A 14,641-nucleotide genomic window follows, 5' to 3' on the forward strand; every position below is an offset into this window, starting at 1 on the left:
GGGAGGGCGACCGCCTGATGAGGAAGCCGCGCGCGACCGCTGCGACAAGCGGGCCGGACGGACTGGCGCCAGCCAACGATGTCGAGGCGATTGTCGCCGGTACGCACGGCAACCCCTTTGCGGTTCTCGGTGTCCAGGAGGCCGGCAAGAGCCTGTTCGCACGCTGCTTCGTTCCGCACGCGCAGTCTGTTACCGCCTATACTCTGAGTGGCATCGAGGCCGGCGAATTGACCAGGCGCGACGAGGCCGGTTTCTTCGAAGGCAAGCTGTCGATCAAGAAGCGCCAGCCGCTGCGCTACCACGCCCGCAATGCCGGCGGCGACTGGTGGCTGACCGATCCCTATTCGTTCGGTCCGGTACTCGGGCCGATGGACGATTATTACATCGCCGAGGGTTCGCATCTCAGGCTGTTCGACAAGCTCGGCGCGCATGTCATCGAGCACGAAGGCGCTTCCGGCGTGCATTTCGCTGTGTGGGCCCCGAATGCCAGGCGCGTTTCGGTGGTCGGTGACTTCAACGACTGGGACGGCCGCCAGCACACGATGCGCGACCGTCGCGACACCGGCATCTGGGAGCTGTTCATTCCCGATATCGGTGCCGGCCGGCCCTATAAATATGAAATTATCGGTCCCGATGGCGTGAGGTTGCCGCTGAAGGCCGATCCGTTCGCCTTCAAATCAGAGCTGCGCCCGGCAACCGCCTCGGTGACCGCGGTGCCGCCGGCGCATGCATGGGGTGACGAGGCTCATCGCAGTTTCTGGCGCAACGCCGACCCTCGCCGCGAGGCCATTTCGATCTACGAGGTGCACGCCGGGTCCTGGCAGCTTGGCGATGACGGCACCTTCCTGTCATGGGATGAGCTGGCCGACCGGCTGATCCCCTATGTAATCGAGACCGGTTTTACCCATATCGAATTCCTGCCGATCTCCGAGCATCCCTATGACCCGTCCTGGGGTTATCAGACAACCGGGCTCTACGCGCCGTCGGCTCGCTTCGGCGACCCGGACGGCTTTGCCCGCTTTGTCGACGGCGCCCACCGTGCCGGCGTCGGCGTCATCCTCGACTGGGTGCCGGCGCATTTTCCTGTCGACGAGCACGGTCTGGTCCATTTCGACGGCACCGCGCTCTACGAGCATGCCGACCCGCGCAAGGGCTTCCATCCGGACTGGAACACCGCGATCTACAATTTCGGCCGTCGCGAGGTGGTGTCGTTCCTGGTCAACAACGCGCTGTTCTGGGCCGAAAAATACCATGTCGACGGTCTTCGCGTCGACGCGGTCGCCTCGATGCTCTACCTCGACTATTCGCGCAGGGCCGGCGAATGGATCCCCAATGAGAAGGGTGGGCGCGAAAACCTCGAGGCGGTCAGCTTCCTGCAGAAGATGAACAAGGAGGTGTACGGCCACCATCCGGGCGTCATGACCATCGCCGAGGAATCGACGTCATGGCCAAAGGTCTCGGCGCCTGTCCATGAAGGCGGGCTGGGCTTCGGCTTCAAATGGAACATGGGCTTCATGCACGACACGCTGGAGTATTTTTCCAAGGAGCCGATTTTCCGCAAGCATCACCACAACGAGCTGACCTTCGGCCTGACCTACGCCTTCTCGGAGAATTTCGTACTGCCGCTCTCGCATGACGAGGTCGTGCACGGCAAAGGCACGCTGCTGGGCAAGATGGCCGGCGACGACTGGCAGAAATTCGCGACCTTGCGTGCCTATTACGGCTTCATGTGGGGTTATCCCGGCAAGAAGCTGCTGTTCATGGGCCAGGAATTCGCGCAGCGACGCGAATGGAGCGAAGCGCGCGCGCTTGATTGGGACCTGCTCGATTTCCGCACGCATCGCGGCGTCTGGCAGACGGTGCGCGACCTCAACTATCTCTATCGTTCACGCCCGGCCCTGCATGGCCGCGACTGCGAGCCGGAAGGGTTTTCCTGGCTGATCGTCGACGACAGCCAGAATTCGGTTTTCGCCTGGGTGCGCAGCGCTCCCGGCGGCAATCCCGTCGCCGTCATCTCCAATTTCACACCGGTGCCGCGCGACAATTATCGTGTGCCGCTGCCGAAGGCCGGCAAGTGGCGCGAGATCATCAACACCGACGCTTCCGAATATGGCGGCTCCGGCATGGGCAATGGCGGGATGGTCGAGGCAAGGGCGGAGGGCAAGAGCATCTCGGCAACAATGCTTTTGCCTCCGCTGTCGACGATCATGCTTGAACTCGCTGCCGACTGAACTCGTTAAGGCTGGTTAGCGCATCGATACGAGTAACTTGGGAGGGTATAAATGGCAGACTTGAAAAGAACCCAGCCGCTGGCCCGCGACGCCATGGCCTACGTGTTGGCCGGCGGGCGCGGCAGCCGCCTCAAGGAACTGACCGACCGACGGGCCAAGCCTGCGGTCTATTTCGGCGGCAAAACGCGCATCATTGATTTCGCGCTCTCCAATGCGCTCAACTCCGGCATCCGCCGCCTCGGCGTCGCCACCCAATACAAGGCGCATTCGCTGATCCGCCACCTGCAGCGGGGCTGGAACTTCCTGCGGCCCGAACGAAACGAGAGTTTCGACATCCTGCCGGCCAGCCAGCGTGTGTCGGAAACGCAGTGGTATGAGGGGACGGCGGACGCCGTCTACCAGAACATCGATATCATCGAGGCCTATGGCCCGGAATACATGGTTATTCTGGCCGGCGATCACATCTACAAGATGGATTACGAGTTGATGCTGCGCCAGCATGTCGATGCCGGCGCCGATGTCACGGTTGGCTGCCTCGAAGTGCCGCGCATGGAGGCGACCGGCTTCGGCGTCATGCATGTCGATGCCAAGGACAACATCATCGCCTTTGTCGAAAAGCCCGCCGACCCGCCCGGCATTCCGGGTAACCCGGAATTGGCCCTGGCCTCGATGGGCATCTACGTTTTCAAGACCAAGTTCCTGATGGAACAACTGCGCCGCGACGCCGCCGAGCCGGGCTCCAGCCGCGACTTCGGCAAGGACATCATCCCCTATATCGTCACGCACGGTAAGGCGATCGCGCACCGCTTCACCAAGTCCTGCGTGCGTTCGACCGCTGAGAACGAGGCCTACTGGCGCGATGTCGGCACGGTCGACGCTTATTGGGAGGCCAACATCGACCTGACCGACGTGACGCCTGAACTCGACCTCTACGACCGCGACTGGCCGATCTGGACCTATGCCGAACTGAAGCCGCCGGCAAAGTTCGTGCATGACGAGGACGGCAGGCGCGGTTCCGCGATCTCGTCGCTGGTGTCGGGCGATTGCATCGTCTCGGGCGCTTCGCTGAAGAAAAGCCTGATCTTCACCGGCGCGCGCATCAATTCCTATTCAACGCTGGAAGAGGTTGTCATGCTGCCCGACGTTCATGTCGGCCGGAACGCAAAGTTGAAGCGCGTCGTCATCGACCACGGTGTAAGGATACCCGAAGGGCTGGTGGTCGGCGAGGATCCCGTCCTCGATGCCAAGCGCTTCCGGGTTTCGGAAAAGGGTATCTGCCTGATCACACAGGACATGATCAACAAGTTGTCGACCTGAACAGGTTGATCAACAAGCTGTCACTTTAGGGTGTTGTGCATGTCGTGGTCCAAACCGCACACGGTTTGGGCGGCATGGATGGGAAGCGGATCGTTAAGCGCATGCAGGTTCTGTCGGTCACGCCCGAAATCTTCCCGCTGATCAAGACAGGCGGGCTTGCCGACGTAGCCGGCGCGCTGCCCATTGCGCTCGCGGCCAAGGGCGTCACCATGCGCACGCTCGTTCCTGGCTTTCCCGTGGTGATGGGCGCCTTCAAGAAAAAGAAGGCCGTCTATCAGTATCCCTTGCTGCAGGGCGGCAAGGCCGCGGTCCATGCTGTCCAGGTCGCCGGGCTCGATTTGTTCGTGCTCGACGCACCGCATCTGTTTGACCGCCCCGGCGGCCCCTATGGCAACGCCTCGGGCGCGGACTGGCCGGACAATTGGCGGCGCTTCGCGGCGCTGAGCCAGGCCGGTGCCGATATCGCCGGGGGCGCCATCTCAGGCTACCTGCCAGACATCGTGCACGCCCATGACTGGCAGTCGGCGATGACGCTAGCCTATATGCGCTATGGCAAGGCGGTCGGCACACCATCGATGATGACCGTCCACAATCTCGCCTTCCAGGGCCAGTTCGGGGCTGGCATCTTCGGCGAGCTCGGCCTGCCGGCCGCGGCGATGGCGCTTGACGGGGTCGAATATTATGGCGGCGTCGGCTTCCTCAAGGCTGGCCTGCAGGCCGCCTGGGCGATCACCACGGTGAGCCCGACCTATGCGCAGGAGATCCGTTCACCGGAATTCGGCATGGGGCTCGACGGTCTCATCAACATGCGTTCCAGCGATCTCCACGGCATCGTCAACGGCATCGACACCTCCATCTGGGATCCGGCAACCGACAAGCATCTGGTATCGACCTATACGGCAGAAACGTTGAAGGCCCGCGCGCCGAACAGGGCCGCCGTCGAGGACCGTTTCGGCCTTGACCGTGACGGCAGTCCCATTGTCTGCGTCGTCAGCCGGCTGACCTGGCAGAAGGGCATGGACATATTGGCGACGGTGGTCGACGGCATCGTCGCGACAGGCGCAAGGCTGGCCATCCTTGGCTCGGGCGACGCCGGCCTCGAAGGCGCGCTGCTGGCCGCGGCCGCACGCCATCGTGGCCGCATCGGCGTGGTCGTCGGCTATGACGAGGGGCTGTCGCACACCATGCAGGGCGGCTGCGACGCCATCGTCATCCCGTCGCGCTTCGAGCCTTGCGGGCTGACGCAGCTTTACGGCCTGCGCTATGGCTGCGTGCCGATCGTCGCCCGCACCGGCGGCCTGGCCGACACCATCATTGACGCCAATGAAGCAGCGTTTGCCGCCGGCGTGGCGACCGGCTTTCAGTTTGCCCCCAGCAATGGCGGCGCGCTGCTGCACGCGATCCGACGCCTGGCCGACGCCCACGCCAGTCCCGCAATCTTCGAAACCATCCAGCGCCAGGGCATGAAGACCGATGTGTCGTGGGATCGAAGCGCCGAAAAATACGTCGAACTCTATCGCCTGCTGCTTTCGAAAAGGGTTGCCTGAACCATGACACGCACCGTTCCCACCAAGCCCTATTCCGACCAGAAGCCCGGCACGTCGGGCCTGCGCAAGAAGGTGCCCGTGTTCCAGCAGGAGCACTATGCCGAGAACTTCATCCAGTCGATTTTTGATGCGCTCGACGGGTTCAAGGGCAAGACCCTGGTGATCGGCGGCGACGGCCGTTTCTATAACCGGGAGGTCATTCAGAAGGCCATCGCCATGGCGGCCGCCAATGGCTTCGGCAAGGTGATGGTCGGGCAGGGCGGCATCCTGTCGACGCCGGCGGCCTCGCATGTCATCCGCAAATACAAGACCTTCGGCGGCATCATCCTCTCGGCCAGCCACAATCCCGGCGGCCCGCACGAGGACTTCGGCATCAAGTACAATGCCGGCAATGGCGGCCCGGCGCCGGAAAAGCTGACCGACGCCATCTTTGCCAAGACCAAGACGATTTCGAGCTTCAAGATCGCCGACATCGACCCGATCGACATCGATACGGTCGGAGCAGTCGAGGCTGCCGGCATGACCGTCGAGATCATCGATCCGGTTACCGACTATGCCGAGTTGATGGAGAGCCTGTTCGATTTCGACGCGCTGCGCAAACTGTTCAAGTCGGGCTTCCGGATGCGCTTCGACGCCATGCATGCGGTGACCGGGCCTTACGCCAAGGAAATCCTCGAACACCGCCTCGGCGCACCGAACGGCACCTGCCGCAATTTCAAGCCGCTGCCCGATTTCGGAGGTCATCACCCGGACCCCAACCTGGTCCATGCCAAGCACCTTTATGACGAGATGATGGGTCCGGACGCGCCGGATTTCGGCGCCGCCTCCGATGGCGACGGCGACCGCAACCTGATCATCGGCAAGGGCATTTTCGTCACCCCTTCGGATTCGGTCGCCATGCTCGCCGCCAATGCCCGCCTGGCGCCGGGCTACAAGGATGGGCTGAAAGGCATCGCCCGTTCGATGCCGACCAGTGGCGCGGCCGACCGCGTCGCTCACAAGCTAGGTGTCGGGATTTACGAGACGCCGACCGGCTGGAAGTTCTTCGGCAATCTGCTCGACGCCGGCATGGCGACGATCTGCGGTGAGGAAAGTGCCGGCACCGGCTCGAACCATGTCCGCGAAAAGGACGGTCTGTGGGCGGTGCTCTTGTGGCTCAACATCCTCGCCGCGCGCGGCGAAAGCTGCAAGCAGATCGTCACCGAGCATTGGGAGACCTATGGCCGCAACTACTACTCGCGCCACGATTATGAGGAGGTTGAGAGCGACCGGGCCAATGCGCTGGTCGACGAACTCAGGGCCAAGCTCGGCTCGCTGCCGGGCACCAGCGTGCGCGGCCTGAAGATCGCCAATGCCGATGATTTCGCCTATCACGACCCGGTTGACGGCTCGACCAGCGAGCACCAGGGCATAAGGGTGCTGTTCGAAGGCGGCTCGCGCGTGGTCTTTCGGCTTTCGGGCACCGGTACGTCTGGCGCGACCTTGCGCGTCTATATCGAGCGCTACGAGCCCGACAAGTCCAGGCACGACCTCGACACGCAGGAGGCGCTCGCCGACCTGATTTCGGCGGCCGACGACATTGCCGGGATCAAGAGCCACACCGGGCGCAACAAGCCGAGCGTCATAACTTGAGGGCGATGGAGCGCTCTTGACCCAGCTCGGCGCCACCATCACCAGCGAAGGCATCCGCTTCACCGCATGGTCCTCGTCGGCGAGACGGCTCTGGGTTTCGATCTTTGACGAGCAGGGAAACCGCGAACTCGATCGTCTCGAGCTGGCGTCGGAAGGCAACGGCGTGCATTCACTCTTTGTCTCCGGCTTGGCCGCGGGCGCCCGCTATGGCCTGCGCGCCGATGGCGACTATGCGCCCGAGCGGGGGCTGTGGTTCGATCCCGACAAGTTGCTCACCGATCCCTACGCCGTCGAAATCGACCGGGCCTACGCCTATCACTGGCGGCTCGCCGCGCGGCGCAATGAGGGCGCCGACACCGCGTCTCTGATGCCCAAGACCGTGACCAGGGCCTTGCCCACGGCTCCACCGACCCTGCCGCCGCTGTTTCGCCCGGGCGGCCTGATCTACGAACTGAACGTCCGCGCCTTCACCAAGCTGCATCCGGATGTACCGCAAGAAAAGCGCGGTACGATCGCTGCTCTTGCCCATCCAGCCATCATCGAGCATCTGCAAAGGCTCGGCGTCTCCGCCGTGGAACTGATGCCGATCACGGCCTCCATCGACGAGCGGCATCTGCCGCCGCTCGGGCTGAGCAACGCCTGGGGCTATAATCCCGTGACCTTCATGGCGCTCGACCCGCGCCTCGCGCCCGGCGGCCTGACGGAATTGCAGGGCACTGTCGCCGCGTTGCGCCGGGCCGGCATCGGCACCATTCTCGACCTCGTCTTCAACCACACCGGCGAAAGCGACAGGCTGGGGCCGACGCTCTCGCTGCGCGGCCTCGACAATAACGCCTACTATCGGCACCGGCCGGATGGCGGGCTGGTCAATGACACGGGCACCGGCAATACGATCGCTTGCGACCATCCGGCGATGCGGGAAATGGTGCTCGACACACTTCGTCACTTCGTTCGCCAGGCCGGCGTCGACGGCTTCCGTTTCGATCTGGCTCCGGTGTTGGGTCGGGTCGACGGTGCCTTCGATCCGGAAGCGCCGCTGCTCCAGGCCATCACCCATGATCCGGTGCTTTACGACCGCGTGCTGATCGCCGAGCCTTGGGACATCGGGGCAAACGGCTATCAACTCGGCAATTTCCGGCCGCCATTCCTTGAGTGGAACGACCGCTATCGCGACGACGTCAGACGCTTCTGGCGCGGCGATGCCGGCATGGTCGGTGCTCTCGCAACGCGCCTTGCCGGTTCGTCCGACGTGTTCAACAGGGCAGGGGAGCCGGCAAGCCGCGGCGTGAATTTTATCGCAGCCCATGACGGCATGACGCTGGCTGACATCGTCGCTTATGAGCGCAAGCACAACGCGGCCAATGGCGAGCAGGACCGCGACGGCCATAACGAGAACCTGTCCTGGAACAACGGCGTCGAAGGCGAGACGGACGACGCGGCGATCGTCACGGCCCGTTTCGAAGACCAGCGCGCTCTGCTCGCCACGTTGTTCGCCTCGCACGGCACCATCATGCTGACCGCAGGCGATGAATTCGGTCGCACCCAGAAGGGCAATAACAACGCCTACGCACAAGACAACCTCACTACCTGGCTTGACTGGGCAGGCCGCGATCAGGCGCTGGAGCGTTACGCATGGGCGCTCGGAGCCCTTCGCCAGGCGGTGCCCGCATTGTCGGACACGCGTTTCCTGACCGGAGAACCGATTGAGGCTTCAGGCGTTCCCGACGTCGCTTGGCTGACCGAGACCGGTGAGCTGCTCGACGCGACCGATTGGAACGACACGAGCCGGCATCGCCTCGTCATGCTGTTTGGCGGCGAGGACAACCGGCTTGCCGTTCTGATCAATGGCGACCGTCGCCAATGCGTCTTCACCTTACCGGCGCGGGAAGGTTTTCGATGGCATCCGGCGATCGAAACGCAGGCAACCGACCTTGCGCGCCCACTGCCGGGGCGTAGCGTCAATTTCATGATCGAGAGCCGAGCCGGAGACGGTGGTGCCAGGAAGGGTTCGCGATGACCGGCGAGAGTTTGGGACAGGGAGCCGAATGGTGGCGCGGCTGCGTCATCTATCAGGTCTATCCGCGCTCTTTTCAGGATACTACCGGTGATGGCAGCGGCGATCTCGGCGGCATTACGTCGAGGCTCGCCTATATCGCCTCGCTCGGCGTCGACGCTGTCTGGCTGTCGCCCTTTTTCAAGTCGCCGATGGCCGACATGGGCTATGATGTGTCGGATTATCGCGACGTCGACCCGATGTTTGGAACATTGGCCGATTTTGATGCGCTGATGGCCGAAGCCCACCGGCTCGGCCTGAAAATCATCATCGACCAGGTGCTGTCGCATTCATCCGACAAGCATGACTGGTTCATCGAAAGCCGCGCCAGCCGCGATAATGCCAAGGCCGACTGGTACGTCTGGGCCGATGCGAAGCCCGACGGCGGCGCGCCCAACAATTGGCTATCGGTCTTCGGGGGACCGTCCTGGGAATGGGACGCGACCCGCCGCCAATATTACATGCACAATTTCCTCGCCTCGCAGCCAGACCTCAATTTCCACAACCCGGAAGTCCAGGATGCGTTGCTGGACACAGTGCGGTTCTGGCTCGATCGCGGTGTCGACGGCTTCCGGCTCGACACGGTCAATTACTATGTCCACGACCGCTGGCTGCGCGGCAATCCGCCCTTGGCGTCGAGCGTCGCCGGCACCAACACAGAGACCAACACATACCTCTATCAGGAGCATCTGTTCGACAAGACGCAGCCCGAAAACCTGGCGTTCCTACGGCGCTTCCGCGCGTTGCTCGACGAATATGGCGACCGCGCCGCCGTCGGCGAAATCGGCGACGAGGGTCGCTCGCTGCAGACGCTTGCCGCCTACACCTCCGGCGGCGACAAGCTTCAGATGAGCTACACTTTCGACCTGCTGGGTTCGCGGTTTTCGGCGGCGCATGTGCGCGGCTGCGTCAAGGCCTTCGAAAGCGCGGTGGCCGACGGCTGGGTTTGCTGGGCGTTTTCCAACCATGACGTGGTGCGCCATGTCAGCCGCTGGATGCGGCCTGGTGGCGATCCCGATCTTGTGGCCAAATTCTCGATCATGCTGCTCGCCTGCCTCCGCGGCTCGATCTGCCTCTATCAGGGCGAGGAACTCGGCCTTGAAGAGGCGGAGCTTGCCTACAAGGATCTGCGCGATCCGGTCGGCATCCGCTTCTGGCCAGGCGTGAAGGGCAGGGATGGTTGCCGCACGCCGATGGTCTGGGAGGCCGAGGCCGACAATGCGGGCTTCTCCATAGCAAAACCCTGGCTGCCTGTGCCGGCAAGCCATCGCGCCCGCGCGGTCGATATGCAGAACGGCGAAGAGCAATCGGTGCTGTCGGCCTACCGCTCGGCGCTTGCCTTGCGCAAACAGCATCCGGCGCTGGTCGGCGGCTCGATCCGCTTTCTCGATACCGAGGGCGACGTGCTCGCCTTCATTCGCGAAGGTGGCGAGGAGCGGTTGCTCTGTGTCTTCAATTTCGCTGAGGAGCCGGCGACCTGGCCGTTGGTGGTTGATATCGGACCCGTCACGGCTGTCTTCGGCGGGACCGCTTCTATCGAGGGAAACACCCTCTCGCTGCCAACTCTCGGCTGCTTTCTCGGTCGGCTCGACTGATTGGCACTTCGGTCGTGGCTAGGCCGTCCTACTGAACGAGCACCGCTCGGCCGCAGGTCGCGCCGGTGACGCGCACGTCGGCCTGGCCGACGCCCACGCCCAAGGCCGACAGCACATTGTAGAGCAGGTCGTCGACGGGCGCCGTTACAGTGTTGAGCAGTGCCACCACTGCTGGTTTGACAGTTCCGAGCAGGGCGGTCACATCGATCCCAAGGCCAAGCAGATTGGCCGAAAGCGACAGATTGTTGACCAGTGACGTGGTGAGCGACTGCGAGATGTTTCGTGTCGAAACCGTCTTCACCGTCTTGTTGGAGATGTCGGTCGCGTTGAAGGTCAGGGTCTGCGGACTGTTGTTGGTGATTGCCGTCGCGGCCGAACCCATCACCTGGATCAACGGGATATTGATCAGCAGGAGCCTGAGGCTCACATCGGCGATGTCTGCATCCGTGAAGGTCTGCGGCTGGCTGAAGTCGGCGAAGCCGGAGGAATTGTTGCTGTTGGCCAGGTTTAGCTGGGCAACGCCCGGATGCGCGGCGATGGAAACGCTGATGCTGGAAGGCCCTGTCGGACAGGTTATGTCGGTCAGTTTGGCCTCGGCATAGGCGACTTCCACATTGAGCGGCAGGTTAACAGCGAGCAGGCTGATGCCGCCGGCGAGGCCCGGCGTGCCGATACCGACGGAGGCCGTCAGTTTGATGCGCGTCTGAGCGGTCCGCACGACGGTGCCGATACCATCGATCGCCAGCCAGGGCGAGGACTGCATCGGCTCGCCGATGGCGATGCTGAGTTTGGTGGAGAGCAGCCCCGGGATGGTGGCGCCGAGATCGATCGCGGCCTGGTTGGTACCGTTGGCGAGCACGGCGGCTGCCGTCAGCATGCCCATGGCGCTTGCGTCTACCCCGAGCCCGGACGGCTGTTGCCCGAGGCCCAGGCTGCCGACCGAACCAAGGTCGACAAGGCTGCTGAGCGGGATCTTGGCGGTGCTGGTCGATTTGGAGGCGATGGTCTGCAGGGCGACCTTGGCCGTATTGCCGAGGCCGGGAACATTGGCCATGGCGGTAGCGATCTGGCCGACCGTCGCCTTCGATGCCAGAACGTCGGAATAGGTTCCGGCCGTGATGTTCAGTTGCGTGGCGAGCGCACTGATGAAGGAAAGCACGCTCACATCCGCCGAGACCAGCCCGTTGTAATCCATGACGCTGAGCGAGATGTTGCCGCCGAGAAGTCCGCTCAAAAGTGCGTTGAGGATGCCGCCGTTGACGCTGAGCAACCGCGATCCGACCGAGAACGTCGCCAGCGGCGTCATGCTGGCCGTGGCCTGGGTGCCGATGACGGGAGTGGGGATCAACGAACTTGCGAAATAGCGGTTCGGAATCTTTGCCAAAGTGACGCGGACGGCGTTGTAAGGCGTCACACCCGCCTGGAAGCGCTGGGTGACATTGGTGGTCGATGAGGCATATCGGCCCTGCGTGACCGTCACCACCGTTTTGCCGGCGGCCGGGGCAATGGTCTGGCCCGAAGCTTGAACGACGACGCCCGGCATGCCGTTGTCGGTTAGCGTGGTGACGACCGCGGTGTTGACGTTGTTGATGTTCGAGGCGGCGGTAATCGCCGCCAGATCGACCATCGCCTGGGCTTCCCGGCGCTCGGTGTAGATGGACGCTTCGTCAATGGCCACCGCTGCCAGCGCCAATGCAACCGGCGCGCTCAATGCGGTCATGACGGCGAAGTTCGCCTTCCTGTCTCCCATCATCGACCGTGCAAGCCGACCGATACCCTTGCCCGCCCGCCGCAGCATTCAGATACCCCCGACCCTGATCGTCGACTGACGCTTGATGGTCGTCCCTGGCATCGCTATGCCAGGGAACAGATTCCAGATCGGCAGGTTGCGGGCATCGTAGGAGATGGACACCACGAACTGGCTCCCGTCGGCGACGCTGTCATTGGCCTGGTAGGTCAGTTTGCTGGCGTCCACGAAGGGGTAGCCGCCGGCATTGTTGGTGAGATAGCTGGCCACGAGCGTCCGCCGCTCGGTCTGGTTCACCCCGGCGATGGCCGTCCGGGCAGCGTCGGCTGCAATTTGCTGGATCGAATTGGCGGCGCCAAAATAGATGCCGTATGCAACCATTCCGAGCAGAAGAAGGATGAAAAGCGGTGACAGCAAGGCGAACTCGACCGCTGATGTTGCCGAATTGTCTGATCGGAACTGGCGCCTTCGAGCCTTGGAAATGAGGTTGTGGACCATAGCACCAGCATGCCCAAGTTCGCATGCAGAAAGCGAAAACTCTGGGCACAACCAAAGGGTGCGGTCGATTGAAAACGAATCTCTAATTTAGCCGTTGCTTTCTCGGCAATGGGATTGACTTAGGGTCAATCAGTACTCGGTTGAAAAGAGCTTACCTCCTGTCTAGTCTCCTGCCACCAGCCGCCGGAGGGAACCGACGGCACGCCCGAAGGAGCCAGACATCGGCTCCGGGGCGTCAACACGTAAAGGCGCGCCGATGGCAGCGCCGACAGGGAGAACTTCATGCTGAAAAATATGCTGAAGGCGACGGTATTCGCCACCACCATGGCTGTAACCGCCGGCGCATTCTACACGCCGGCTTTCGCGGAGACCGTCTATAACAGGGGCACCGCCGCTGAATCGGAATCGGTCGATCCGCACAAGACCTCTACGGTCTACGAAGCCAATGTGCTGCGTGATCTGTTCCAGGGATTGGTCATGCAGGACGAGAAGGCGAAGCTTATTCCGGGCGCCGCCGAAAGCTGGACGGTATCGGATGACGGCACCGTCTACACCTTCAAGCTGCGCAAGGACGGCATGTGGTCGGACGGCAGCCCGGTGACGGCGGACGACTTCGTCTATGCCTTCCACAGGCTGGAAGATCCGGCGACCGGGGCCGAATACGCCTCGATGCTGTATCCGGTGAAGGGCGCGGAGGACGTCAACACCAAGAAGGGCAAGCCCGAGGACATGGGTGTCAAGGCGATCGACGCCGGCACCCTGGAGGTGACGCTGAAGGCGCCGACGCCCTACTTCCTGGAGATGCTGACCCATCAGGCGACCTATCCGGTGAGCAAGGCCTCGATTGAAAAGCTTGGCGCCGACTGGATCAAGCCGGGCAATCTGGTTTCGAACGGCGCCTATACGCTGGCCGAATGGGTTCCCAACGACCACATGAAACTGGTCAAGAATCCCAAATTCTGGGACGCCGGGTCCGTCAAGTTCGACGTCGTCAACTACATTCCGACCGAGGATCGTTCATCGGCGATGAAGCGCTTCGAGGCCGGCGAACTCGACAGCTATGACGATCTGCCGACCGAACAGCTCGCCGACCTCAAGACCAAGTTCGGCGACCAGATCCATGTCGGGCCGTATCTCGGCACCTACTATTATGCCATCAAGACCGACAAGGCGCCGTGGAACAACCCTGAACTGCGCAATGCCATCTCGATGGCGATCGACCGTGATTTCATCGCCGAAAAGGTCTGGCAGAATTCGATGCTGCCCGGCTATTCGATGGTGCCCCCCGGCATCGAGGGCTACACGCCCGCAATGGCCAAATATGCCGACATGCCGCAGATCGACCGCGAGGACGCGGCCAAGAAGATCCTCGAGAAGCTTGGCTACACCCCCGAACATCCGCTGAAGATGGAAATCCGCTACAACACCTCGGAAAACCACAAGAACACGGCAGTGGCGATCCAGGAACAATTGAAGCCGCTTGGCGTCGACGTCACGCTGCTCAACACCGACACCAAGACCCACTACTCCTTCCTCGAGCAGAAGGGCGACTATGACGTGGCGCGTGCCGCCTGGATTGCCGACTACAAGGATCCAGAGACCTTCCTCGGCATCACACGCAAGGCCAGCGGCAACAACTATTCCAACTACAACAGCCCGCAATACGAAGCGGCAATGGACAAGGCCGCGGCCGCCGGCGGCAAGCCCGAAGAGCGCATGAAGGACCTCTCAGCGGCCGAGCGCATCCTCATCGACGATGTCGGCCAGATCCCGCTTCTCTACTACAGCTACCACGACATCGTTTCCTCGAAGCTGCATGGCTTCGTCGACAATGTGATGGACGTGCATCCGTCGCGCTTCGTCAGCAAGGACTGATCCCTGGCCAAGCCGCCGCGCAACTGATGCGCGGCGGCGCTGGTTTGCCATCGCATCGGCCCGGGAAGCGGAAATCGATTTTCAGAACATCCGGTGCGAAGATTTGAAGGCTGGAGCGCAATCGCCCGAGTGGACGAGCATGCTCC

Annotated in this window: 9 protein-coding genes; 7 read left to right on the forward strand and 2 right to left on the reverse strand. The window is 62.6% G+C overall.

Features of this window, described 5'->3' with window-relative positions:
- Window positions 1–17: 17 nt before the first annotated feature.
- From glgB to bglA, 6 genes are all read left to right on the forward strand, one after another.
- Window positions 18–2,231 carry a 1,4-alpha-glucan branching protein GlgB gene (glgB, locus tag AC3CB8_RS15060; protein ID WP_023784606.1) on the forward strand — a complete coding sequence of 738 codons (2,214 nt, stop codon included), beginning with the start codon at window positions 18–20 and terminating at the stop codon, window positions 2,229–2,231.
- Window positions 2,232–2,282: 51 nt separating this feature from the next.
- Window positions 2,283–3,548, forward strand: a complete 1,266-nt coding sequence (gene glgC / locus AC3CB8_RS15065; RefSeq protein WP_023771515.1) for a glucose-1-phosphate adenylyltransferase — start codon at window positions 2,283–2,285, stop codon at window positions 3,546–3,548.
- 101 nt (window positions 3,549–3,649) lie between these two features.
- Window positions 3,650–5,095 carry a glycogen synthase GlgA gene (gene glgA / locus AC3CB8_RS15070; RefSeq protein WP_023771516.1) on the forward strand — a complete coding sequence of 482 codons (1,446 nt, stop codon included), beginning with the start codon at window positions 3,650–3,652 and terminating at the stop codon, window positions 5,093–5,095.
- A 3-nt stretch (window positions 5,096–5,098) separates the two neighbouring features.
- Window positions 5,099–6,727 (forward strand): alpha-D-glucose phosphate-specific phosphoglucomutase, encoded by a 1,629-nt coding sequence (locus AC3CB8_RS15075; protein ID WP_352564944.1) that lies wholly within the window; start codon window positions 5,099–5,101, stop codon window positions 6,725–6,727.
- A gap of 16 nt (window positions 6,728–6,743) precedes the next feature.
- The gene (gene glgX, locus AC3CB8_RS15080) at window positions 6,744–8,744 is read left to right on the forward strand and encodes a glycogen debranching protein GlgX (protein WP_023784608.1); all 2,001 of its coding nucleotides are present in this window, start codon (window positions 6,744–6,746) and stop codon (window positions 8,742–8,744) included.
- A complete protein-coding gene (gene bglA, locus AC3CB8_RS15085) occupies window positions 8,741–10,375 on the forward strand; it encodes a beta-galactosidase BglA (protein WP_023771519.1) in 1,635 nt (544 codons plus the stop codon). Before glgX ends, bglA begins: the two co-directional genes overlap by 4 nt.
- Window positions 10,376–10,403: 28 nt before the next feature.
- Here the strand turns inward: bglA and AC3CB8_RS15090 are convergent, their stop codons facing one another.
- Entirely contained in the window at window positions 10,404–12,173 is a 1,770-nt protein-coding gene (locus AC3CB8_RS15090; RefSeq protein WP_352564947.1) for a Tad domain-containing protein, read from the reverse strand.
- Window positions 12,174–12,620 (reverse strand): TadE/TadG family type IV pilus assembly protein, encoded by a 447-nt coding sequence (locus tag AC3CB8_RS15095; protein ID WP_023771521.1) that lies wholly within the window; start codon window positions 12,618–12,620, stop codon window positions 12,174–12,176.
- Between the two features lie 282 nt (window positions 12,621–12,902).
- Between AC3CB8_RS15095 and AC3CB8_RS15100 the strand changes: the two genes are divergently transcribed.
- The gene (locus AC3CB8_RS15100) at window positions 12,903–14,495 is read left to right on the forward strand and encodes a peptide ABC transporter substrate-binding protein (RefSeq protein WP_023796078.1); all 1,593 of its coding nucleotides are present in this window, start codon (window positions 12,903–12,905) and stop codon (window positions 14,493–14,495) included.
- Window positions 14,496–14,641: the final 146 nt, after the last annotated feature.

It is taken from the genome of Mesorhizobium sp. P160927, from assembly GCF_057766385.1.